The organism is Pseudomonas sp. AK181 (genome assembly GCF_051122975.1).
Taxonomy (GTDB): Bacteria; Pseudomonadota; Gammaproteobacteria; order Pseudomonadales; family Pseudomonadaceae; genus Aquipseudomonas; species Aquipseudomonas lactis.
The window spans coordinates 4,375,150-4,399,703 of the sequence record NZ_CP146348.1; the positions used below are offsets into that span (position 1 = coordinate 4,375,150).

Annotated in this window: 20 protein-coding genes; all 20 read right to left on the minus strand. The window is 59.9% G+C overall.

The annotated features are described in order from the left end of the window. Positions 1-2: 2 nt before the first annotated feature. The 20 genes from fliG to V8689_RS20045 all read right to left on the minus strand — a co-directional run bounded on the left by fliG (position 3) and on the right by V8689_RS20045 (position 24,369). Complete coding sequence (fliG, locus tag V8689_RS19950) at positions 3-1,019, minus strand: flagellar motor switch protein FliG (protein WP_003192957.1); 1,017 nt, start codon at positions 1,017-1,019, stop codon at positions 3-5. Then, positions 1,012-2,787: a flagellar basal-body MS-ring/collar protein FliF gene (fliF, locus tag V8689_RS19955; protein WP_056786431.1), complete on the minus strand. Its 1,776-nt coding sequence runs from the start codon at positions 2,785-2,787 to the stop codon at positions 1,012-1,014. The genes fliG and fliF overlap by 8 nt, the downstream gene beginning before the upstream one ends. Positions 2,788-2,803: 16 nt before the next feature. Continuing rightward, positions 2,804-3,133 carry a flagellar hook-basal body complex protein FliE gene (fliE, locus tag V8689_RS19960; protein WP_003192959.1) on the minus strand — a complete coding sequence of 110 codons (330 nt, stop codon included), beginning with the start codon at positions 3,131-3,133 and terminating at the stop codon, positions 2,804-2,806. Positions 3,134-3,415: 282 nt separating this feature from the next. Next, positions 3,416-4,792 (minus strand): sigma-54-dependent transcriptional regulator, encoded by a 1,377-nt coding sequence (locus V8689_RS19965; protein WP_032897832.1) that lies wholly within the window; start codon positions 4,790-4,792, stop codon positions 3,416-3,418. Between the two features lie 7 nt (positions 4,793-4,799). Further along, entirely contained in the window at positions 4,800-6,011 is a 1,212-nt protein-coding gene (locus tag V8689_RS19970) for a sensor histidine kinase (protein WP_056786966.1), read from the minus strand. A 110-nt stretch (positions 6,012-6,121) separates the two neighbouring features. Continuing rightward, on the minus strand, positions 6,122-7,594 hold the full coding sequence (locus V8689_RS19975) for a sigma-54 dependent transcriptional regulator (protein ID WP_003192966.1): 1,473 nt from the start codon (positions 7,592-7,594) through the stop codon (positions 6,122-6,124). A gap of 169 nt (positions 7,595-7,763) precedes the next feature. Continuing rightward, positions 7,764-8,060, minus strand: coding sequence for a hypothetical protein (locus V8689_RS19980; RefSeq protein WP_003192968.1), 297 nt, complete (start codon positions 8,058-8,060; stop codon positions 7,764-7,766). Between the two features lie 25 nt (positions 8,061-8,085). After that, positions 8,086-8,475: a flagellar export chaperone FliS gene (gene fliS / locus V8689_RS19985; RefSeq protein ID WP_056786433.1), complete on the minus strand. Its 390-nt coding sequence runs from the start codon at positions 8,473-8,475 to the stop codon at positions 8,086-8,088. Between the two features lie 127 nt (positions 8,476-8,602). Beyond that, positions 8,603-9,967, minus strand: coding sequence for a flagellar filament capping protein FliD (gene fliD, locus V8689_RS19990; protein WP_003192971.1), 1,365 nt, complete (start codon positions 9,965-9,967; stop codon positions 8,603-8,605). Between the two features lie 82 nt (positions 9,968-10,049). Further along, positions 10,050-10,394, minus strand: coding sequence for a flagellar protein FlaG (locus V8689_RS19995; protein WP_056786437.1), 345 nt, complete (start codon positions 10,392-10,394; stop codon positions 10,050-10,052). Positions 10,395-10,468: 74 nt separating this feature from the next. After that, positions 10,469-12,223, minus strand: a complete 1,755-nt coding sequence (locus tag V8689_RS20000; protein ID WP_056786441.1) for a flagellin — start codon at positions 12,221-12,223, stop codon at positions 10,469-10,471. 264 nt (positions 12,224-12,487) lie between these two features. Next, a complete protein-coding gene (locus tag V8689_RS20005) occupies positions 12,488-13,417 on the minus strand; it encodes a ketoacyl-ACP synthase III (RefSeq protein ID WP_056786444.1) in 930 nt (309 codons plus the stop codon). A 276-nt stretch (positions 13,418-13,693) separates the two neighbouring features. Further along, positions 13,694-15,304: a flagellar hook-associated protein 3 gene (locus V8689_RS20010; RefSeq protein WP_056786447.1), complete on the minus strand. Its 1,611-nt coding sequence runs from the start codon at positions 15,302-15,304 to the stop codon at positions 13,694-13,696. A gap of 14 nt (positions 15,305-15,318) precedes the next feature. Beyond that, positions 15,319-17,364 carry a flagellar hook-associated protein FlgK gene (flgK, locus tag V8689_RS20015; RefSeq protein ID WP_056786450.1) on the minus strand — a complete coding sequence of 682 codons (2,046 nt, stop codon included), beginning with the start codon at positions 17,362-17,364 and terminating at the stop codon, positions 15,319-15,321. Between the two features lie 10 nt (positions 17,365-17,374). Beyond that, positions 17,375-18,634, minus strand: coding sequence for a flagellar assembly peptidoglycan hydrolase FlgJ (flgJ, locus tag V8689_RS20020; RefSeq protein WP_056786453.1), 1,260 nt, complete (start codon positions 18,632-18,634; stop codon positions 17,375-17,377). A gap of 4 nt (positions 18,635-18,638) precedes the next feature. Beyond that, positions 18,639-19,748, minus strand: a complete 1,110-nt coding sequence (locus V8689_RS20025; RefSeq protein WP_161794338.1) for a flagellar basal body P-ring protein FlgI — start codon at positions 19,746-19,748, stop codon at positions 18,639-18,641. Positions 19,749-19,754: 6 nt separating this feature from the next. Then, positions 19,755-20,450: a flagellar basal body L-ring protein FlgH gene (gene flgH / locus V8689_RS20030; protein WP_032895934.1), complete on the minus strand. Its 696-nt coding sequence runs from the start codon at positions 20,448-20,450 to the stop codon at positions 19,755-19,757. 52 nt (positions 20,451-20,502) lie between these two features. Continuing rightward, positions 20,503-21,288: a flagellar basal-body rod protein FlgG gene (gene flgG, locus V8689_RS20035; protein WP_003192986.1), complete on the minus strand. Its 786-nt coding sequence runs from the start codon at positions 21,286-21,288 to the stop codon at positions 20,503-20,505. A 62-nt stretch (positions 21,289-21,350) separates the two neighbouring features. Beyond that, complete coding sequence (locus V8689_RS20040; RefSeq protein WP_003192988.1) at positions 21,351-22,091, minus strand: flagellar basal body rod protein FlgF; 741 nt, start codon at positions 22,089-22,091, stop codon at positions 21,351-21,353. Positions 22,092-22,803: 712 nt separating this feature from the next. Then, complete coding sequence (locus V8689_RS20045; protein ID WP_056786456.1) at positions 22,804-24,369, minus strand: sigma-54-dependent transcriptional regulator; 1,566 nt, start codon at positions 24,367-24,369, stop codon at positions 22,804-22,806. Positions 24,370-24,554 lie beyond the last annotated feature (185 nt).

Sequence of the window (24,554 nt, forward strand, 5' to 3'; positions counted from 1 at the left end):
CCTTAGATCATTTCTTCGCCGCCCTTCCCGCCGAGAACGATTTCTCCGGCTTCGGCCATACGGCGGGCAATGGTGAGGATTTCCTTCTGGGCGGTTTCCACGTCGCTGACGCGCACCGGGCCCTTGGCTTCCAGGTCGTCGCGCAACAGTTCCGAGGCGCGCTTGGACATGTTCTTGAAGATCTTTTCTTTGACGTTTTCGTCCGAGCCCTTGAGCGCCAGCACCAGCACGTCCGAGGACACTTCGCGCAGCAACGCCTGGATGCCACGGTCGTCGACATCGGCCAGGTTGTTGAACACGAACATCAGGTCTTCGATCTGGCCGGACAGCGTGTCGTCGATCTCGCGGATCGAGTCCATCAACTGGCCTTCGACCGAGCTGTCGAGGAAGTTCATGATGTCGGCCGCGCGCTTGATGCCACCCAGGGTGGTGCGCGAAGCATTGGAATTGCCGGAGAACTGCTTCTCCAGAATGGTGTTGAGTTCTTTGAGCGCCGCCGGTTGCACAGTGTTGAGCGACGACACGCGCAGGATGATGTCCAGGCGCACTTTATGGTCAAAGTGGCCAAGCACTTCGCCGGCCTGGTCCGGGTCGAGGTAGGCCACCACGATCGCCTGGATCTGTGGGTGCTCGTAGCGGATCACGTCGGCCACCGCGCGCGGCTCCATCCACTTGAGGCTGTCCAGGCCGCTGGTGTTGCCACCCAGCAGGATGCGGTCGATCAGGCCGTTGGCCTTGTCTTCGCCCAGGGCCGAGGTGAGCATCTTGCGAATGTAGCTGTCGGAACCGACGCCCAGGCTGGTCTGGTCGCCGACGATCTCGACGAACTCGCTCATCACCTGCTCGACTTGCTCGCGGTGCACATTGCGCATCTGCGCCATGGCCACGCCCACTCGCTGGACCTCTTTAGGGCCCATGTGGCGCAGCACTTGGGCAGCGTCGGTTTCACCCAGGGACAGCAGCAGCACGGCGGCTTTGTCGACCCGGGACAGCTTGGCCACAGCGGCTCGATCATTCATCTGCGTTAATCCACTCTTTCACGACCTGGGCCACACGGCCCGGGTCTTCTGCCACCAGACTCTTGATTGCGTTCAACTGAGCGTCATAGCCTTCGCTCGGGCTTGGCAACAGAATACTTTGCGGGCCGCCGAGGCTGACGCGGTCGTTGGCCAGTTCGCCGTCCAGGCCGCCCATGCCACCCAACTCGACGTCGCCACCGGCCAGCGCCAGTTGCTTCTTGCTGCCACCGGTGATGTTGTTGAGCACCGGGCGCAATACACCAAACACCAGCACCAGGATGAACAACACCCCCAGCACTTGCTTGACGATGTCCCAGAACCACGGCTGGGTGTAGAACGCAGGGTCGCTGATCACTTCACCGCGCTCGGCGGAGAACGGCATGTTGATCACGCTGACACTGTCGCCACGGCTGGCGTCGAAGCCAACGGCGTCCTGTACCAGGCGGGTGAAACGGGCCAGTTCGTCAGCCGTCCACGGCGCACGGGTCACAGCGCCGTCCGCAGGGTTGACCTTGACTTGGTCATCGACCACCACCGACACCGACAGGCGATTGATCTTGCCCTGTTGCTGCTTGGTGTGGCTGATGGAACGGTCGAGCTCGAAGTTCTTGGTGGACTGGTTACGCTTGTCCGCAGGGTACGGCGCAAGCATCGGCTGGCCGGTGGCCGGGTCCATGATCTGTTGGCCGTTGGCGTCCAACAGCGGCTGGCCAGGCTGGATCGCCCCAGCGGTAGCGGCGGCGCCCCCGGTGGTTTGCGGTGCCGAGGCCGGCGCGGGTGGCTGGTTGCTCAGGGCGCCCGGCACACCTTGGGGGCCATTGCTGGCGGTGCGTTGTTCACTGGTGGACTGCTCGCTGCGCAAGGCCGGCTGGTCGGGGTTGAACTGCTCGGAGGTGGATTCGACGGCGCTGAAATCCACATCGGCGGAGACTTCAGCCTTGTAGCGGTCGTTGCCCAGTACCGGTTGCAGGATGTTATGCACGCGCTGGGTGAGCATGCTCTCCATGCGGCGGCTGTAGTCGAACTGCTTGCCGGCCTGGGTCAGCGCGGAGTTTTCGGCCATGTCGGACAGCAGGTTGCCCTTCTGGTCCACCACGGTGATTTGCGACTTGCTCAACTCGGGAACACTGGTGGCCACCAGGTTGACGATCGCCAGTACCTGGCCAGGCTCCAGGGAGCGACCAGCAAACAGCTCGACCAACACCGAGGCGCTAGGCTTGCGTTCGTCACGCACGAACACCGAGCTTTTCGGAATCGCCAGGTGCACACGGGCGGCCTTGACGTTATTCAGGCTGGAGATGGTGCGCGCCAGTTCGCCTTCCAGGCCACGACGGTAGCGGGTGGCTTCCATGAACTGGCTGGTGCCCAGGCCCTGGTCTTTGTCGAGGATTTCAAAACCGATATTGCTGTCGGACGGCGCCACGCCAGCGGCGGCCAGTTTCATCCGTGCGCGGGCCACGTCATCGGCCTTGACCAGCAAGGCGCCGGAGTTGGGCTCCACGGTATAGGCGATGTCGGCGGCGGCGAGGGTTTCCATGATCTGCTTGGAATCCATGCCCGACAGGCTGCCGTACAGGGGGCGGTAATCGGGTTGCTGCGACCACAGCACCACGGCAAAACCAATCGCCACGCTGGCTGCCAGGCCCACCATCAGGCCCACCTGACGCAGCATGGTCATTTCCGAGAGGTTTTCCAGGAACGACAGGCCAAACAACGGCGGTTTGCCGTCGGCCTTGGCGGGGAGATTGTCGGAGAGTGCTTCAGCCATGACTTAAATCTCGTCCTTAAACCGGCATCTGCATGATGTCTTGATACGCCTGAACCAGCTTGTTACGCACTTGGGTCAAGGCTTGGAAGGACACGCTGGCCTTTTGCGAGGCGACCATCACATCGGTGAGGTCCACGCCGCTTTTACCGATCTCGAAAGCCGTCGCCAACTGGCTGGACGCCTGCTGGGTATCGCTGACTTTATTGATTGCCTGACCGAGCATGTCGGCAAAATTGCTTTGGCCCAATTCCGGCGCTGGCGCGACGGATTTCGGTTGAGCCATGGCATCCATTTGCATGGCGCGCATATCCAACATCAACCGATTGAACTCAATACCCTGGCTCATGACCTTCTCTCTCCGACGACCCGCAATTTTTTGACACTACGCAGCGGTTACCAGGGGTGGTAGCAACAAGGGTGCCATCTCTGGAGCAACTCGTAAGAAAAGGCGACAAAGCTTGTCGAACTTGTTACCGCAGATTTTTTGGCCCTTCTTACCGCGCGTTTTTGTGTAGGAGCGAGCTTGCTCGCGAAAAACGTCAACGATAACGCGTGCTTCCAGGATGCCCGCGGCGCCTATGGGTTCTTCGCGAGCAAGCTCGCTCCTACACACCGGATTGGCGCGAGGTCAGGTGGCGAAAAGATAGGCTTCCACGTCCATCCCGGCGTCGCGCATCTGCGCCAGCTTGTAGCGCAAGGTGCGCGGGCTGATGCCCAGGCGCTCGGCCGCTTCTTTGCGGCGGCCGCGTTCGGCGCGCAGGGTGTCGATGATCATCTGGAATTCGCGGCGGCGCAGGTCATCGCCCAGGGCGCCGGCCGATTCCGCCTCGGCGACCACGGGAGCCGGGGCCAGGCTCGGCAGCGGCGCAGCGCCATTGCCCATGGCCAGGCAAAAGTCTTGCGGCTGGATCAAACCGCCCTGCTGCAAAATCAACGCACGCTGGATCGCGTTGTCCAGCTCGCGCACGTTGCCCGGCCATGGGTAACTGACCAGGCACGCTTGAGCCTCGGGCGATAAACGCGCCTGGGCATGCTTCATTTTTTTGACGTGGTTGTTCAGCAGGCGCTCGGCCAACGGAATGATGTCCGCCGGGCGCTCACGCAATGGGCGCCAGGCCAGGGGGAACACCGACAGCCGGTAGAACAGGTCTTCACGGAAGCGCCCCGCTGCCACTTCGCCCGCCAGGTCGCGGTTGGTGGTGGCGACCACGCGGATATCCAACTGGATCGGCTTGCGTGCGCCCACGCGCTCCACTTCCCGCTCCTGCAAAACGCGCAGCAACTTGGCTTGCAGGCCCAGGGGCATTTCCGAAATTTCGTCGAGCAGGATGGTGCCGCCGTCGGCCTGTTCGAACTTGCCGGCCTGGGCCGCGATGGCGCCGGTGAACGAGCCCTTTTCATGGCCGAACAAGGTGGCTTCAAGCATGTTGTCAGGGATCGCCGCGCAGTTGATCGCAATGAACGGCTGCTTGGCACGGCCCGATTGCTGGTGGATATACCGCGCCAACACTTCTTTACCGGTGCCGGACTCGCCGGAAATCAGCACGGTGGAATCACTGCGCGCTACCCGCGCCGCCAGCTCCAACAATTGCGCGCTGGCCGGCTCAAAGGCAATCGGGCCATCGCCGTCGGCTGCGGGCATCACGCCGAGGGCATGCCGGGCCACCAGCTCGATCAACGCCTTGGGTTCGAACGGCTTGACCAGGTAATCCGCCGCGCCTTGACGCATGGCATCCACCGCCCGCTCCACCGCGCCATGGGCGGTCATCAGCAGCACCGGCAGTTGCGGCTGGCGTACGCGCAGCAGTCCGAGCAACTGGTGGCCGTCCATGCCGGGCATGTTGACGTCGCTGACCACCAAGCTGAAGGTTTCCTGTTCGACCGCCTCCAAGGCTTCCTCGGCAGAGCCGACCGCACGGTAGTCATGGCCCGCCAACAACAGCGTGTCTGCCAATGCTTCACGCAGGGCGCGATCGTCTTCCACCAATAAAACCTTGATAGCCATCATCCTCTTACTCCGCGCTTGCCGCGCTGGAAAACAGCGGCAAGGTCATCAATGCACAGGTGCCACGCCCCACGCGGGAACGCAGCTGCAATTGTCCCTGATGGGCACGGGCCACTGCCTTGACCACGGTCAGGCCCAGGCCAGTGCCGTTGGTCTTGGTGGTAAAAAACGGTTCACCCAGGCGTTGCAGCACTTGCGGAGCGATACCGCTGCCGCTATCGCTGACACACAAGCGCAGGGTTTGCTCGCGGGTGTACAAGTGCACCTTCAATCGCGCACCTGGGCCACTGGCCTGGGTGGCGTTTTCGATCAGGTTGAGCAGCGCGCCCACCAGGGTGTCGCGGTTGCACAGCAATTCGCCCTGATGACTGTCGCACTGCCAGCGCAGGTTGGCCTCCTGCACATGGGTTGCCGCTGCCGCTTGCAGAGACTGCATCAAGCCGGCAGGGGTAACGCGATCGGTCAGCGGCAGTTCGCCGCGGGCAAACACCAGCATGTCGCGCACCTGGTGTTCCAACTCATGCAAGCGCTCCTTGAGGCGCCCGGCAAAGCGTTGGTGGGTGGCCGCCGGTAATTGCTCGTCAGTCAAATGGCTGGCGTAGATCAATGCCGCCGACAACGGCGTACGAATCTGATGCGCCAAGGAAGCGACCATCCGCCCCAACGACGACAGCCGCTCATGGCGAGCCAGTTGATCTTGCAGGTGCCGGGTTTCTGTCAGGTCATTGAGCAGCACAAGCTGGCCAGGCTCGGCGTCCAGGGAACGGGTGGCGATGGACAGCCGGCGCCCGTCCTTGAGGGAGACTTCGTGGCCGTCGTCTTCACGGGGGGCAAAACAGCGGGTGATGACTTCACGCCACAGCTCGCCTTCCAGCGGCAGGCCGAGCAGGTCGCAGGCTGCCGGGTTGGCTTCGCGCACGCGGCCCTGGTCGTCGATGACGATTACGCCACCGGGCAACAGGTCCAGCAGGTTTTGCAGGCGGTTGGCCAGGCGCTCTTTCTCGGCCAGCTCTTGCATTCGCTGGGCGCTGACCACCGCCAGCTCGCCTTTAAGCTCGGAAACCCGGGCCTCAAGCAGACTGTAGGAGTCGGTCAGCTGGCTCGACATCTGGTTGAACTGCGAGAACGCGTGCTCCAGGCCCTGGCGGGTCGGCGGTTCTACAGGCGAAACCAGCCCCTGGATGGCAGGGGCCGAAGATAGTTGGGCGGCGTGGGGCATCATGCTCTCTCGCTTGGCTGACCGTCAGTTAAACGGAACGTTGCGAGGGTTGTAGCAATACCCGTGCCGAAAAAAATCTACCTATAAATCAGGTAGTTGAAAAACAGGCGTCAATCATCCGCCTGTTCATCACCTTCTTTTCGGCTCATACCGTACTTGCGCATCTTCTCCACCAGGGTGGTGCGACGGATACGCAGGCGCTCGGCGGCGCGGGCCACGATGCCATGGGCATCGTCCAGGGCCTGCTGGATCAACCCTTGTTCCAGGTTGCCGAGGTAGTCCTTCAGATCCAGGCCTTCGGGCGGCAACATCGCAGTGGCACCGAAGTCCGGGGTATGACCGTTGATCGCTACGCGCTCTTCCATGTCGCTGCGCAGGCTGTCCATCTGCTCGTCTTCGTCGTCGACGTAGCGGAATTTCTTCGGCAACTCGACCACGCCGATCACCCCGTACGGATGCATGATCGCCATGCGCTCCACCAGGTTGGCCAGCTCGCGAACATTACCCGGCCAGCCGTGGCGGCACAGGGACATGATCGCCGCGGAGTTGAAGCGAATGGAGCCACGCTTTTCGTGCTCCATGCGCGAGATCAGTTCGTTCATCAGCAACGGGATGTCTTCGACGCGCTCGCGCAGCGGGGCCATCTCGATAGGGAATACGTTGAGGCGGTAGTACAGGTCTTCGCGGAAGCTGCCGACCTCGATCATGCTTTCGAGGTTCTTGTGGGTGGCGGCAATGATGCGCACGTCCACGCTCTGGGTCTTGTTGCTGCCCACGCGCTCGAAGGTGCGCTCCTGCAACACGCGCAGCAATTTGACCTGCATCGGTAGCGGCATGTCGCCGATTTCGTCGAGGAACAGGGTGCCGCCATTGGCCAGTTCAAAGCGCCCGGCACGGCTGGTGATCGCCCCGGTAAAGGCGCCCTTCTCGTGGCCGAACAATTCGCTTTCCAGCAGCTCTGCCGGGATCGCCCCGCAGTTGACCGGCACAAAGGGCCCGTCGCGGCGCTTGGAGTGATAGTGCAGGTTGCGCGCGACCACTTCCTTGCCGGTGCCCGACTCGCCGAGGATCAGCACGCTGGCGTCGGTGTCGGCCACTTGCTGCATCATCTGGCGCACGTGCTGGATGGCACGGCTGGTGCCGACGAGGCTGCGAAACAGGTTGGGTTCACGGTGACGGCCGCGCTCGCGGGCCTGGTCGTACATCTCGCGATAGACCTGGGCACGGTGCAGGGAATCGAGCAATTTGCTGTAGCTGGGCGGCATTTCCAGGTTGGACAGCACGCGGCGGCGCTGGTCTTCCGGCAGGTCCACGGAAGAAATATCGCCCATCAGCAACACCGGAAGGAACTCATCCCAGGTAGACAGTGTCTTTAACAAGCCCAGAACTGCGCCAGGAGCGTTTACCGTCCCGATCAATACGCAAATGACTTCACGGCTCGACGACAACGAGCTGACCGCCTGCTGCCAATCGTGGCTGCCGCAGGGTAAATTTTCTTCACCGAGAAAATTTAAAATCACCGCTAAATCGCGGCGGCGGACGCTATCGTCATCGATCAGCAGAATTTTGGTTTCACGCCACATGCAATAGCAACTTCCCTAGTAAAACTTCCTGCCCCGGAATGAGGGCAATCTAGACGTCTGTAAGATTTCTTACCTTCTAGACGTCTGAAATCTGAAAACAGCACTAGTTAAGTCAAAAATGCTGGCACAGTCAAATATATGACGCGCCGTTCGGATTAACTGCGCCCGTTCAACCGAACAGATGGTAAACCTTTGACGCATTTTTCGCTTGGTTGATCTGCGACATCTCTTCGAAAATCGCCTGGCGCTCGCCGGTCGTCACCTCAAGCAGTTGCCGATACACCACCAGCAGGCTTTCCAGCTTTTCGCGCAATGCATCCTCATCTACCGGCGCCTCGCTGAGCACCTCATCAATCACCGCCCGGCACCCCAGGTCCAACTCGCCGACAGCTTCCCAGTTGCGCTCGGCCAGCGCGCCGATCAGGGCTTCGCGGGTTTCGTCGATGCGTTGCAGTGCATGGCTCATGATGTGTACCTCAAGGCAATCGGCCTTATTGTGGAGCGATGGCATCCCAGCCGGTCTTGACGGTGATCAGCAGACGGGCGACTTCGTCGATAGCGTCTGCGTCATTTCTCGCATTGGCTTGCACCAGGCGCGTATTCATATATTCGTAAAGGCTGTCCAATTGCTGGATAGCCGCTGGATCTTCCGCCTTCTCTTCGTCCAGGCCTTGGCGCAACCCAGTGATGATGTCGATTGCCTTGGTAATCAGCACACACTTTTGCGCGGTGTCACCACGAGACATGGCACCCTTAGCCTGCGCCAAGCGATCAAGGCCACCCTCAAGCAGCATCTGGATCAGGCGATGAGGGCTGGCCTCAGATATCTGAGCATGGGAATTGACCTTCTGGTACTGACGAAGGGCTTTCATCGGATTCATGTTGCTACCTCGTTAAACGCCAGGAGCGAATAGGCTTTCTCTAACCAGCTTTTCGACCATGACGCCAAAAACTTTAATGACACGCCGACTATCGCAGATCGTTGTAGGGCGCGCGCGCCCCTCACGATCAGTTCGACTTCGGGTTGTTCAGCGAATTAAGGGTTGTCATGATGCTGGAGCTGCTGGCGTTGATCTTGGCGATCAGAGTGTCCATGGCCGTGTACTTGGCGCTAAGAGACAACTGCAGAGCTTCCATGCGCCGATCCAGGTCAGCTTGTTGGGTAGTTAGATCGGTGAACTTGGTATTGAGATCCTTGACCCGCGAGGCGAGCGTACCCGTCGTACCTACATAGCTGTCGGTAGCCTTGTTCATGCGCGCAATCAAGCCATCGGAACTGGTAAAAAGCTTGGCAATATCGGTCGGGTTCTTCGCCACCGCCGCGTCCCACTGCTTGTCATCCAGCGAAAGCAAGCCGGTTTTTTGGTCGGTGGTGATCCCCATTTGCGAGAGGCTGCTGATCGAGCCATTGCCCGAGCCATTGACCAACTCTCCGCGCAGACTGGAAACAAGGTCACGCATCGATGCGTCACCGGTCAGCGCACCGGCAGTGGTCGTCGCTTGGTCCCCTGTGGCCGTGACCTTGGTCTGAGCATTGATGGCAGTCATCAAGGCGTTATAGGAGGTGACGAACGACTGCACGGAGGTTTTCAAGGTGGCAGTATTGCTAGCCACGTTGATGGTAGTCGTCTTGTCTTTGTCGGTCGGCGCAACAAGCTCCAGGGTCACACCGCTGATCGCAGACTTCACCGTATTACTGGTGGACTCCATGGCAATGCCGTCAATGGAGTATTTGGCGTTTACTGCGGCCGGGCCTTTGTCGTAACCGACCGCCAGATCTGAGTCGCCGCTTAGAGTAATATCCGTGCCCACACCACTGTTGGTGGAACCGATGACTAGCCGTGCGCCGTTGGCGTCGCTCAGCACGTTGGCGCTTATGCCTTGGGCAGAAAGCTGGGTATTGATGGACTCACGCACTTGTTGCAGCGTCGAACCGCCAGTAATGACGACGTTGTAGCTCTTGCCTGACTGATTAATGGTCAGGGTCTGGTTTTCTTCACCTGGGTTAGCCACCGCAGCCGCGCCAGTGAACGCTTTACTGGTCACTTTTGAAGAGGTCGCCAAGTTGTCCACTTTCAAGACGTACTTACCACTCGAGGCGCCATCACCGAGGGTGGCCTTGACGGTCTTGTCATCGGAGGTGGTTGCAGCCAGACCGTTAAACGAAGCGGCGCTATTCAACTTGGTGATTGCCGCCCGGTAAGCTTCCAGAGCACTTTTAACCGAGCCCACAGCCGACAACTGAGTCGTCGTGACCGTTTGTTGCTTGGTGATCTGGGACTGCTTGGGTGCCTTTTCAGCGCCGACCAGTGCTTTCACGATACCTTGAGTATCGTAGCCCGAGCCCGGCCCGGTAATCGTTGAACTTGCCATGTCTGCTTCTCCTGTCCTGTGGCTGCCGCTTTCTTGGCGCACTATGGCCTAAGCAGCAATCAGAAACATGTTTCGTGCCAACTCAAGCCTTGCTATCGAACAACAGGCTGCTGGCATCGCTCAGATTCTGCGCCAGCTTCAACGCAGTCTCGGATGGAATTTGTCGGATCACTTCACCGCTGTCAGTGGCAATCACTTTGACAACTAGGCGACCGGTAGTGTCGTCGATGGAAAAGTCCAGATTTCGCTGGGAAGCCTGCACAAATTCACGAATATCAGTTACCGCTTTTTCCAGCGCTACGCGCTGCGGCTCAACGCCGGATGCCGAATCAGTCTCGGTTACAGGACGAGGCTGGGCCGCAATGGCGGCATTGGCCTGGGTCGTGCCAGCAGGGTAAGACGCGCTCAGCTTAATGCTCATGTCCATGTCATCACCTCAAAACTGAAAAAACGGAAGGGCACGTTAGACGCACCCTTCCGTTATCTAACCGCTAACCGATGTTACTGAAGCAGCTTCAGTACAGCGGAGCCCAGCTGGTTAGCCTGGGACAGGATCGCGGTGGATGCTTGTTGCAGAGTTTGCTGCTTGGTCAGTTCAGCGGCTTCGGAAGCGAAGTCGGCGTCCTGTACGCGGCTACGAGCTGCGGTGGAGTTTTCCGAGATGCTTTGCAGGTTGGCCACGGTGCTGTCGAAACGGTTCTGAACCGCACCGAGCTGGGAACGCTGGCTGTCTACCTGTTGGATCGCACCTTCCAGAGCCTGGATGGTTTGCTGAGCGCTGGCGGCATTCAGGATGCTCAGGTCAGCAACGGTGGTGTCCATTTTGACTGCAGCAGTAGGCGCTGCGGCGGCAGCAGTCAGACCCAGGGTCGACAGGCCAGTACCTGCGCTGCCGTCGGCAACGGTGATGTCTTTGGTGGAGAACAGGCTCAGGGTATTGTCAGCGTTTTTGCTGGCAGTCACACCGGTGCTGGCGCTGTTGATGGACGATACGATGTCGGCCATGGTCGAACCAGCAGTGAACTTCACTTCGGTACCGTTCAGGCTAACGGAGGTTGCAGCACCCAGCTTGGCTTCGGTAGTACCAGCAGACAGACCCAGCTTGGCCAGCGCGCCCGCACCGCCGTTGGCAGCGGCACCAGTGCCGTTACCCAGCTTGATGGCTTTGCCGTCAGCCGAAGTCAGCTCCAGGCGGCCCTCAGCCGATACAGCAGCCTTGACGCCAGTACCTGGAACAACAGGTGGACCTGCTACGTCTGCGGTTGCAGCGTTGATCTTAGTAGCAATCGCAGCCAGATCATCGCCAACAGCCAGAGCAATGTTCTTGCCGTTTACGTTGATTTCCGCTGCAGCGTCAAGCTTACCGCCTACAGCAGGAGTGATAGAGGTAACGCCACCAGAAGCGGTAGCCGTGTCCAAACCACCGACTGCGCCTGCACCAATGGTAATTGCAGAGCTGGATGTCAATACCAGCGCACCACCGGTAACGGTCGCCGAAACACCGGAAACAGCACTCAACTTAGTGGCGGCGGTAGCAGCTGTATCAGCAGTGGTAAATGTTACGTCTTGACCATTAACCTTGAAGGTAGTGTCGGCAGCGGGAGCTGCGAAAGCAGCACCTGTCTGCACGAATGGAGAAGTAGTGCTTTTCGCTGGAGTACCGCCAGGCAGATCAACAGCATTGGCAGTTACAGAAGCCGACAAAGTAGTAGTCAGGCCATCAACCTTGGCTTCGCTGAAAGTACCTTTCAGGCCGGCGGCGCTCAGGTCGCTCATACCAAACGAAATAGTCTGGTTGGCGTCAGAACCGATCTGGAAAGCAACGTTCTGGAACGAACCGTCCAGCAGGTTGCGACCACCGAAAGTGGTGGTTTGGGCGATACGGGTCAGTTCACCGGATTTGGCGGTGAATTCTTGCTGCAGGGAAGCACGGTCAGCGTCGCTTTTATCACCGTTCGCGGACTGCAGGGCCAGTTCACGCAGTCGTTGTAGAATGTTTGTCGATTCTTGCATCGCGCCTTCAGCAGTCTGGGCGATGGAAGTGCCGTTGTTGGCGTTGGCGATTGCGACGGTCATACCCTTGACCTGAGAGGTCAGACGGTTGGCGATCTGCATGCCGGCGGCGTCGTCTTTAGCGCTGTTGATTTTCAGGCCGGAAGACAGGCGGGTCATCGAGGTGCTCAGAGCATCACCGGCTTTGTTCAGGTTTTTCTGAACGGACAGGGAAGTGATGTTGGTGTTTACTGTTAAAGCCATGACGAAATCCTCGTGGGGTTGTTTACTGCGGCTTCCGGCCCTGGCAACCGCCGGGTTTGGCCTAGAGAACCTTCGTAATAGTTATCGTCGTGTGAGCCGGTTGCTTGAGGATTTTTTTGAGTTTTTTTAGTAGCCCTATGCCAGCCCTTTCATTTCAAGGACTTACACAAGTGAAAAATCCCGGTTTCATTGGCTTTTCTGGCGCCAATAAAAAACGCCGATGATCATTCGATCATCGGCGTTTTTTGTGCAGCCGCTAAAGCATCACGGGCGATAAAGAATCGCCGAGCCCCACGACAGGCCCACGCCAAAGCCGCTGATGGCCACGCGCTTCCAGGTCGCGTCCATCACGTGCTTCTCCAGCAGCAGCGGGATGCTCGACGACACGGTGTTACCGGTCTCGACCATGTCCTTGATGAACTTGTCCACCGGCGCTTCTTCAAAGCGGCGCGCCACGGCGTCGACGATGGCGGCGCTGCCCTGGTGAATGCAGAACGCGTCGATATCATCAGCCTTGAGGTCCGACTCATTGAGCAGCTCGTGCAAGTGCGCCGGCACCTTGAGCAAGGCAAAGTTGAACACTTGGCGGCCGTTCATGAAGAACACGCCGTCGCTGACCTTCAAGTGCGGCGCGCCGGAGCCGTCGGTGCCGAACTTGGATTTGCCCAGCAGCCACGGTGCGTCTTCGCCCATCCAGGTGGCGGTGGCGGCATCACCGAACAGCATGGTGGTGTTGCGGTCTTCCGGGTCGACGATCTTGGAATACGGGTCGGCGGTGATCAGCAGGCCGTTTTTCAGACCGGCGGCTTCCATGAAGCCTTTCATGGCGTAGATGCCGTAGACGTAGCCGGAGCAGCCCAGGGAAATATCGAAGGCGGCCACGTAAGTCGGCAGGCCCAGTTTGTCCTGCACGATGGCGGCGGTGTGGGGCAAGCCCTCTTCATCGCCATTCTGGGTGACGACGATCAGCGCGTCGATGGACTCGCGCTTCAAATCCGGGTTGTTGGCGAACAATGCGTTGACGGCTTCGACGCACAGGTCGGACGTCTCCTGTGCAGCTTCCTTGCGCGGCAGAAACGCCGAACCGATCTTGCCGATGATGAACTCTTCATCCTTGGCGAATTTGGCACCCTGGGCGTAGTTATCGATCCCGTCTGCCGGCACGTAACTGGCGATGCTTTTTATGCCAATCATTGTGGCTTCCCAATACTAAATAGCTGGAGAACACCCCTCGGGCTACGCCGGGAGTGCTGACAATAAAGGGGATAACCCCATGAAAAACTCGCTGAAAGCCGCCCGATGAAGGCCCTGTGACGACTTATCCTTTTCACACGATACAGTGAAGATGCGCTTTATGACTCACAGGTCACTCAATTTTGCGTGGTTTATGCAAAACGTTTCAACAATTACGCCCCAGAAACGACAACGGCCCGCCCTGTTTCCAGAGTGGGCCGCTTGACGAAACGCCGCTTACATCTTGTTGAACAGGCTCAACTGCGAGATTTTCACAAAAGCCAGTTGTGAAGCCTGCAACATGGTTTGCTGCAACGTCAGATTGATCGCTGCTTCCGCCATATCAACGTTGCCAAGGGAGCTCATGGTCGACGTGTTAGCGATGCCCAGGCTGGTGTTCTCCTGCGTCTGGATTTCCAGCGCATTTAAACGGGCAGCTCCAGCACCACGCACCTGCGCAATCTGACCTTTGGCGTTAGTCAAGTTACCGATGGACCTGGCCACAACATCCTTGAGTTCTTTTTGTGCTATCAGATTACCATCAGAAGGCGTTTCAAGCACTTTGCGCAGATGACTGAGGGTATCGAGGACGTTTTCGTTCTTGTTGCTGGTAGATCCAATCGAAAACTGATCGCCGCTTGCCGGTGCAGGCGCAGCAGTGACGTCGAACGTCACACCTGCGGCAGTGATCGAAGTTGCACCGGGAGCCAGCGTACCGTTGGCAATGGACTTACTCTCTGCCGTGTAAGGCTGCGCATAAACATCATAAGCACCGGCTACACCAAATTTAACGATAACGCCCGAGTTAGGAAACGTGCTGGCGTAAGCCGCCGAGTCACTTACTGTGCCGCCGCTCAGTTGCGCCGTGGTCGGGTTGCTCGGGGTACGCGAAACACTGAAAGTGTCCGGTTTGACCGATAGGCTGAACTCGCGGTCTTTGACGATAGCGTCCGACGGCGCGCCGGGCAGCACATCTTGGCCCAGCGTGTCTTTGCCCAGATTCAAGCTGATGTCGAACTTGACCCCGCGCAGGCTAATGCTTGAAGCGCCCTCTTTGGACGCGTCAAATACGCCGTTGCCTGGAATCTCCGAGGTGATGTCCTTGCCGGTGTTGTCGCTCACACTGTACTGGGTACTGCTGATAAACGTCAGCTTGTAAGGCTGTCCGTCTGAGAAACTACTGCTATAACTGGCTCCAGAAGCGATCAAGCCCGCTGAGACAGCGACTTTGCCATCATCCACCTCAGGCGGTACGAGGACACGTGTTGTCTGGGTACGCCCGGTGTTCGCCGACCCTTCAAGCATGGTCTTCGCAGTATCCCCCATCGATATCGACAGGTCCTGCGCCACTTTAAGGCTCAATGGCGTGTCATCACCCTGGTAGCTATAGGTCCCATCGTTGTTACGCGAGTAAGGCGCAGTATCGGCCTTGCTTCCCGAAAACAAATAGTTGCCACTAGCGTCTTTCGAGTTGAGCAGGCCCAGCACCTGATCTTGAATCGAACCGATGGAATCAGCAATCGCCTTGCGGTCAGCATCACTGATACCGACGTTGCCTGCTTTCAGCGCCAACTCACTGGCCGTCTGCAGAGCGACACCAATATTCTCCAACACGCTTTCCTGATTGTTCAGCGAGCTTTTCAACGTATCGATGTTGCCATTGAACTGCGCCAGCATGTCTTTCTGCTGCTGCAGCATCAACAACCGCGCCGCCGCCACCGGATCATCCGCTGCGGTTTGCACGCGCACGCCGGAGCTGGCCTGGTCCTGGGCCTTGACCACGCTGGAATAGTTGCTCTGGTACTTGGCAGAGCTGGTCTCAAAATACTGCTGTGTAGAAATACGCATCGTCCCAGCCTCCCTTAAAGAGCATTCATCAGTGTGGTGAAGGTTTCCTGCGCAGCCTTGATGATCTGCGACGACGCGGTGTAGTACTGCTGGAACTTGATCATGTCGCCCGCTTCATCATCCAGGTTGACCCCGGATACCGAGTTGCGTGCTTCCTTGTTGGCGCTGAGCAACGCGCCGGTGGCAGCGGTGTCGACCCCGGCCTGGCTGGCCTTGGCACCCACGGTCGAGACCAGCTTGCTGTTGGCACCCACCAGGCTGGTGCCCGCGTTGCCATCGCCCATGCCGACGGTGGCCTTGGTTTGCAGGTTCAGCAGTTCCTGGGCATTGCGGCCGTCGGACTTGCCGCCACTGTTGAAGGCAAAGGTGGTGCTGTCGCCGTCTGCCGGCGAGCCGTTGACGGTGGTGTCGAACTTGAAGCTCTTGCCAGGGATGGCGGCACCGCTGGCGTCGCGCATCGGTACGTCCACGGTGATCTTGTTGCCCTGCCCCGGAATGATCGAGCCAGTGCCAATCGGGTTGCCCTTGGAATCGTTGATGGTATAGGACTGCGTGCCGTCGGCGGCAGGCTTGCCGAACACCATCTTCACCGGCATCGAGTTTTCAATACCGGCGCGCAGCTGCGCGGTGTCGGTGCCGCCATGGATATCCAGAGGCACCGTCAAGGCCGGCTGGGTGAAGGTGCCCGTGCCGCTGTTGGTCGTGCTGCTGGTACCTGCCAACGGGCCGGCGAACGCCAGTTTGTTCGCATCGGTGAGCGCCACGCCAATACCGCTGGCGCCCGTGGCGGTGGGGCTGACTTTGAAGCTGTCGCCAAACGCCATGGAGCCCTTGCCGTCCAGCGCCAGGGTGAAGCCATCCAGGGTCGGCGGCGGTGTAGCGCTCATGTCGAAGGTGCCCATGGCCTTGCCATCCGAACGTAGCACCGTGATCTTGTTAGGATCGGTCTTGTCGCTGAAGGTCACGGTGTAGTCAAACGTGGACAACTGACTGCTGTCCTTGATCGTCACGTTCAGGTTGCCCGCGCCGGCGCTGTTGCCCGAGGCACCCTGGCTGCGCGAGGCAATGGCGGCGGCGCTGTTGATGTCTTTGAACAGCGAAACACCAAAGTCACCGTTGAGGTCCAGACCCTGGCCCAGTTGGTTGTTGAGCGTGTCTGCCGTGGCGATGGCGATACGGCCCAGCTCATTGATGGCCGGCATCAAGGCATCGCTGCGATAGCGCAACAGGCCGCCGATGCTGCCGCCGCTGATCACCGAGCCCAGGTCCAGGGTGGTGCCGTTCATGTCCAGCTGGATGGTGTATTGGCTGTTATCGGTTTTGCTTGGCGCGGCGGAAATCTTATTGGAGATCCCGCCCTCCACCAGGGACTGGCCGCTGCCGGTGGTCACGCTGAACTGGCCGTTTTTCTCGGTGGCCGTCACGCCAATCAACTCATTGAGCGAGCGTACTGCCTCGTTACGCGAGTCCAGCAGGTTGGCCGGGGCGCTGTTGGAGCTGCCCTGAGCCTGGGAGATCTGCTGGTTAAGCGAGGCAATCGAGGCGGTCAATTGATTGACCTGATCACTCATGCTGCTCAGTTGGTTGTTGATCGTCTCTTTCTGCTGGGTCAACTGCGTGGAGATCGCGTTGAAACGGCTGCTCAGGGTCTGGGCGTTGGTCACCAGCAGTTGGCGGGCCGACAGGTCGCTGGGGTTGGACGCGGCGGTTTGCAGGGTGGCAAAGAACGAACTGAGCACCGAGGACAGACCGGTGGTTTTGTCCGACAGCACTTTGTCGACGGCACCGACCTGATCCAGGTATGCCTTGGCATCGTTATTGAGCGCCGTGCTGTTCTGGTAAGCGGTGTCCAGGTACTCGTTGTACACCCGGCGCACATCGGCCAGGGTGGTGCCGCTGCCGATGTATACGCCGCCGAACGGGTTCGACGCGTTGGTATTTTGCGTGGTCTGCTGACGCGAGTACCCCGGGGTATTCACGTTGGCGATGTTATTACTCAAGACCGACAACGATCCTTGAGCGGCATTGAGCCCTGACATCCCGATACTGAGCAAACTCATGGTTCAGACCTTATAAATGTGTGGTTGCGCCAGCGGCAGCGTAGCTCTGGTAACTGTTCATGTTTTTTGCGATCTGCGAAATCTTGCTGGCGTAATCCGGGTCGGTTGCATAACCGGCTTTTTGCAACTCGCGTACAAACTGTTCCGGGTTGTCGGCTGATTTCACAACTTCTTTATAGCGATCATGGCTTTGCAGCAGGGTCACGAGGTCGTGGAAGCTGTCCTGGTAGGAGCTGTAGGAACGGAACTGCGCCGTTTCCTTGACCATCGCACCATCGCGAAACTCGCTGGTGATCGCCCGGGCCTGACCGCCCTGCCAGCTCTGGCCAGCCTTGATGCCGAACAGGTTGTGGCTGCTGCTGCCGTCCTCGGCGCGCATCACCGATTTGCCCCAGCCGGTTTCCAGTGCCGCCTGGGCCACCAGGTACTTGGGGTCGATACCAATACGCGCGGCGGCGGCCTTGGCCATCGGCAGCATGGTGGCGACAAATTCATCCTGGGAGCTGAAGGCTTTCTTGGCCGGCGCCAGCGGTGGCTGGGCAATGGCACGGCCATACACCTGCATGCGCCCGCTCGGCACGGCAAAGCTCCGCGCGCTGCTGTTGATGACCGTGTCGTCGGCAGCGCTGTTACGCAGGGGCGCGGCTTTGGCTTCGACCGGAGCGTTCGGCACGATGCCCGCCAGCAGGCGGTCGGCCAACTTGCTGGGCAAGGCGATACGGCGCTGGTTCATCAGCTCCATGTCGTTGGCATGGGTACTGGCCCCCTCAGGCACCGCCACGCGATATGCCCACAAAGGCCGCTGGCCATTGGAGCGGCCCAACGGGCCTTCAGCCTGGGTACCGGCGGCAATCTCGGTCGGCACATCGACTTTCTTCACCGGCCCATCCGCCGCCGGGCCTTGCAAGGTGGCGGCCTGGGCCTCCACCGGTTTGTTCTTCTGCATCTGGCGCATCAACACATCGGCCAGGCCGATACCGCCGCCTTCGCGGGACATCGATACCGCCAGTTGCTGGTCATACATTTCCTGGTACTGCTTGGCGGCCGGGGTGTTCAGCGGGTTGTCCTTGCCCAGGGCCTCGGTGGCCGAACGCATGGATTTGAGCATCTCGTTCAAAAACAGCGACTCGAATTCCTGCGCCACTTTGCGCAGGTTGCCTTCGCTGTTTTTATCGTCGCCCACCTTGAGCTGGTTAAGCCGGTTCAGGTCGGAGTAAGACCCCGAGTCCGCCGTGCTGCTGATGCCGCTCTTGCGCATATCCATGGCCATGGCCTCAGATCACGATCAGGTCGGCTTGCAACGCGCCGGCCTGCTTCAAAGCTTCGAGGATCGCCATCAAGTCGCCGGGCGCGGCGCCCACCTGGTTCACCGCACGGACAATCTCGTCCAGGGTGGTACCGGGGCCGAACTTGAACATCGGCTTGGCTTCTTGCTGGGCATTGACGCGCGAACGCGGGACCACGGCAGTCTGGCCACCGGACAACGGCCCAGGCTGGCTGACGATCGGGTCTTCGGTGATGGTCACCGTCAGGCTGCCGTGGGTCACCGCCGCCGGCGAGACCTTGACGTTCTGGCCGATTACGATGGTGCCGGTGCGCGAGTTGATGATGACTTTGGCCACGGCCTGGCCGGGGTCGACCTCAAGGTTTTCCAGGATCGACAGGTAGTCCACACGCTGGCTTGGGTCCAGCGGCGCAGTGACACGAATCGAGCCGCCATCGATGGCCTGGGCCACGCCAGGGCCGAGCATGTCGTTGATCTTGTCGACCACGCGCTTGGCGGTGGTGAAGTCGGAGCGGTTGAGGTTCAGCGTCAGGCTGTTGCCCTGGTTGAAGCCACTCGGTACGGTGCGCTCAACCGTGGCGCCACCAGGGATACGCCCGGCCGACGGTACATTGACAGTGATCTTCGAACCGTCGCGGCCTTCGGCATCAAAACCGCCGACCACCAAGTTGCCCTGGGCGATGGCGTAGACGTTGCCGTCGATACCTTTGAGCGGCGTCATCAGCAAGGTGCCGCCGCGCAGGCTCTTGGAGTTACCCATGGACGAAACAGTGATGTCCACCACCTGCCCCGGCTTGGCGAACGCAGGCAGATCGGCGCTGATCGACACTGCCGCGACGTTCTTCAACTGCACGTTGCCCGAGCCAGGCGGTACCTTGATGCCGAACTGCGAGAGCATGTTGTTGAAGGTTTGCAGGGTAAACGGCGTCTGGGTGGTCTGGTCACCCGTGCCGTTGAGCCCCACCACCAGGCCATAGCCGATCAACTGGTTGGAGCGCACGCCGGAAATACTGGCGATGTCCTTCAGGCGCTCGGCCTGGGCCACAGCGCTCAAGGCTAACAAGAGCGCCATCGCCATCAGCTGTTTGAACTTCAAAATGGCCACCTAGAAAGGGAACAGCGGGCTGAGGAAGAAGCGGTCGAACCAGCCGGGCTGGCTCGCATCGGCGAACGAACCGGTGCCCGAGTAGGTAATGCGGGCATCGGCAATGCGCGTCGACGGCACGGTGTTGTCGGTGGAGATGTCATCGGCGCGGACCATGCCGGCGATACGCACCAGCTCGTCGCCGGTGTTGAGGGTCATCCACTTTTCACCGCGCACGGCAATGATGCCGTTGGGTAATACATCGGCGACGGTCACGGTGATCGAACCGGTCAGGCTGTTGCCCTGCCCTGCCGCGCTTTTGCCGTTGGTGGCACGGTCGCCGCTGTAGCCGGCGTCCAGGCTCAGGTCACCACTGCCCAGCGGGTTATTGGTGTTCAGGCCGCCGCCGAACAGCGAGGTCAGGCCGATGCTGGTCTTGCTGTTTTTGCCGATCTGCGAGTTGGCGTTCTTGCTGGCCTGGGTCTTCTCGTTCAGGGTGATGGTGATGATGTCACCGACCCGGAACGCCTTGCGGTCGCTGTACAGGTTCTGCTCGAACCCGGCCTGGTAGATCGAGCCATTGTTGGCCGCCGCCGGCAGCGGCGTGCGTGGCAACACCGGCGCGTAGTACGGGTCATTAGGCTTTGGCGAGGGGGCGACACAGCCCGCAAGCACGGCGATCCCACTCAATGCCAACACACAAACATAGCGATTCATGACCCTAACCTCACGGTGTTGCAGGCACCCTCAAGGGCGCCCCATAGACTGATTACAGATTCTGCGTAACGAACGAAAGCATCTGGTCGGCGGTGGAAATCACCTTGGAGTTCATCTCGTAGGCGCGCTGGGTGGTGATCATGTTGACCATCTCCTCAACGGTGCTGACGTTGGAGGTTTCCAGGGTGCTTTGCAGCGTGGTGCCGAAACCGTTCAAGCCAGGGGTGCCGATTTGCGGCGCGCCACTGGAGGCGGTTTCCAGGAACAGGTTGTTGCCCATCGCCTGCAGGCCGGCCGGGTTGATGAAGTCGGCGGTTTGCAGGTTGCCGATCACTTGGGAGGCCGGGTTGCCAGCGACGGTGATGGACACGGTGCCGTCGTTGCCGACGGTGAAGGTCTTGGCGTCGGGCGGCACCACGACGGCAGGCTCCAGGGCGAAACCGTTGGCGGTCACGATCTGGCCGTTGGAATCCAGGTGGAAGGTGCCGTCACGGGTGTAAGAGGTGGTGCCATCTGGCTGCAGCACCTGGAAAAAGCCGCGGCCATTGATTGCCATGTCCAGGGGCTGGCCGGTTTGCTGCAGGTTACCGGCGCTGAAGTTTTTCTGGGTGCCGACGATCTGCACACCGGTACCCAGTTGCAGGCCCGACGGCAGTTCGCTGTCCTGGGTCGATTGGGCGCCCGGTTGCTTCTTGATCTGATAGAGCAAGTCCTGGAACTCCGCGCGGTCACGTTTGAAACCCGTGGTCGACACGTTTGCCAGGTTGTTGGAAATGGTCGTCAGGTTGGTGTCCTGGGCGGACAGGCCTGTCTTGGCAACCCATAGAGCCGGAAGCATGCTGTTCTCCTTCGTGCGCCGGATGGTTGGCGCTGCGTTGCAAATTAATTAGTGGGCTTGAATCAGCTCATCTGCATGACGCGCGTCATGGCCTGGTCGTCTTCTTTAGCGCTGTTCATCATCTTGATGTGCAGCTCGAACTGCTTGGCCAGCGCCAGCACCGCGGTCATTTCTTCCACGGCATTGACGTTGCTTGCCTGCAGGAAACCCGAGGTCAGCCGCACGTTCGCGTCGGCCTGGGCCGGCTGGCCATCCTTGGTGTGGATGGTGCCGTCCAGGCCTTTGGTCATGTTCTTGAGGTCAGGCTGGACCATTTTGATACGGTCCACTTCCGCCATCACCCGCGGGCCTTCGCCCATGGCACGGATGCTGATGGTGCCGTCCGAACCCACTTCGATTTTCTGCTGGGGCGGCACGGCAATCGGGCCACCGTTGCCCATGATCGGCATACCGTTGCCGGCACGCAGCACGCCCAGGGCATCCACGTTCATGCTGGCGCTGCGCACGTAGGCTTCGCCGCCATCGGGGGTTTGCACGGCCATCCAGCCGTCGCCGCTGACGGCTACGTCGAGGTCGCGACCGGTTTCGATCATCGCGCCCGGAGAAAAGTCAGTGGCCGGCCGCTCGGTCATGGCAAACGCCCGCGCCGGAAAGCTGTCACCGAACACCGGCATCGAACGCGCCTGCTCCAGGTCGCGCTGGAAACCGTTGGTGGAAATGTTCGCCAGATTGTTGGCATGGGCCTTCTGCGCCAGTGCATTCTGGCTGGCGCCGGTCATTGCCACATAAAGGTACTTGTCCACGCTCTATCCTCTTTCTGACGGACGCTTGCCGCCCACCGCTGTACTGAGGAGGCTTAAGCAATTTGCGAACCAACTTTTTAAAAGAGGCGCAAGTCCAGGCGGGGCGGGGGTTTGGTGGAGGTAGGTGAAAGCGGCGATGGGAGAAACAGTCGAAAAAACGGCGGACTACTGCCGCCTGCGGCAAACACCGGCCTTCAAACCTGTAGAGATCAAAGGTGGAGCTTGCCTGCGATAGCGGTGGTTCAGTTGCAGATTAATTGACTGACCCTCCGCCATCGCGGGCAAGCCCGCTCCCACAGGGGATTGATGCCGGGCGCTGATTCCGTGGGCAATACCAACCAATGTGGGAGCTGGCTTGCCTGCGATAGCGGTGGAACAGGCACCGATATGCCAGCTGACAGTCCGCTATCGCAGCATAGGTATCTACACAACTTTGTGGGCTGTAGCAGAAGACGGTACCCACGATGCGAAGCGAGCCGCTCTTGATCTGCTTTTGATCTTAGGCGCCCCGTTAAACCACGCTGGCCGGAATGACTGTCAGACCGCCATCGCAGGCAAGCCAGCTCCCACAGTTGGATCGCGGAGTTTCAGGTAAACATGTGTCGGCTGGCAGTCCGTCATTGCAGGCAGCCAGCCCCCACATTTGGATCGCGGTGCGTCAGGGAGATCAGCGCCAGCTGTCAGTCCGTCACGGGAGCAAGCTCCCACCGTTTTAACTGCGATCAGCCTTGAGCACTTCGTAATCACGCAGTTTGTTGGCAATGGTGGTGTGCGACACCCCCAGGCGCTTGCCCAACTGGCGACTGCTCGGGTGTTCGGCATACAGGCTTTCCAACACCGCCTTCTCAAAGCGCCCGACGATATCCTCCAGGCTGCCCTCCAGGGAAAAATCACCCAGCGGCTGACGCACGCCATAATCCGGCAAGCGAATATGCTCAACCTTGACCGTACCGCCCTCACACAACGACACCGCCTGGAACAGGACGTTTTCCAGCTGCCGCACATTGCCCGGCCAGTGGTAGTGGTTGAGCTTGTCCATGGCGGCGGGTGCCAACTTGGGCAGTGGGCAACCGATCTGCCGGCTGGCCTGGTCGAGAAAGTGCTCGACCAACGGCGCAAGGCCATCCAGGCATTCGCGCAACGGCGGGATATGCAGCGACAGCACATTCAGCCGGTGATAAAGGTCCTGGCGAAACTCACCCCGGGCGCAGAGTTCCGACAAATCCACCTGGGTCGCGCAGATCACCCGCACATCCAGGTACACCTCTTCATCACTGCCTACCCGGCGAAAACACCCGTCCTGCAGAAAGCGCAGCAGCTTGACCTGCAAGCGCGCGCTCATTTCTCCCACGCCATCCAGAAACAAGGTACCGCCCGCCGTCAGCTCAAGCAGGCCCAATTTACCTTCGGCCCGCGCCCCTTCAAATGCGCCGGGGCCGTAGCCAAACAGTTCGGTCTCGGCCATCGACTCGGGCAACCCCGCGCAGTTGAGCGCCATCAACGGCGACTGCCCGCGCGGGCTGGCCAAGTGGCAGGCCCGGGCCAACAGCTCCTTGCCGGTGCCGGTTTCGCCTTCTATTAATAGCGGCGCATCCAGCGGTGCCATGCGCCGCGCTTCGCGCACCACTGCGGCCATGACCTTGGAGCTTTGGAAGATGCTGTCGAAACCGCGCAGCTCTTGCTTGCGCACGTTATAGATACGCTCACCAACACGGTCGGCGCGGTGCAGGGTGAGCACGGCGCCGGCCATGGCTTCGCTGTCATCGTGCTCGGAGGATTGCAAGGGCGCGATGTCCGCCAGAAATACGTCGCCCTTGACCTTAACCCGCAGGCCATTGATTCGCGATTTGCTGGCGCGCACCAGTTCCGGCAGGTCGAAGTCCTCGGCGTAACGCGACAAGGGAATCCCCGGCACTTCATCCACCCGTACGCCCAGCAACTGCGCCGCCGCACGGTTGGCGGCCACGATGGAGCCGCCCATATCAATGGACAGCACCGGAAATTCCAGGGCGCCGAGCAATGCATTGAGTTCCATATGCCGACGCTCACTGGGCATCAGCCCTACCCGCTTGACGCCAAACACCCCGGCAATCGCCTCGAACTGCGGGCGCAACGCCTGGAATTGCATGTTCACCAGGTTAGGACAGAACAGGTAGATGGCGTTGCCATGCTCACCGCCGACTTCGCCCTTGGCGACGTTGACCCCGTACTCCACCAGCAGGTTGAGGATGTCCCGCAGGATGCCGATGCGGTTCTGGCAGTGCACTTTGATACGCATGGAAAAACTCGAAAAGGGAGTAGGCGCCGCGTCTTTTTGCCGCTGGGCGCAGATAGTCGTCAAGATTATGTGACAGTACGGCCGCTATTCCCAGCCCATAGCTGCGACAGGCGGGCCTATCGTAACGAATACTTTACGATTATCGGTAATTTTTCCTACACGCATCCTCTAATGGCTGATGGAAT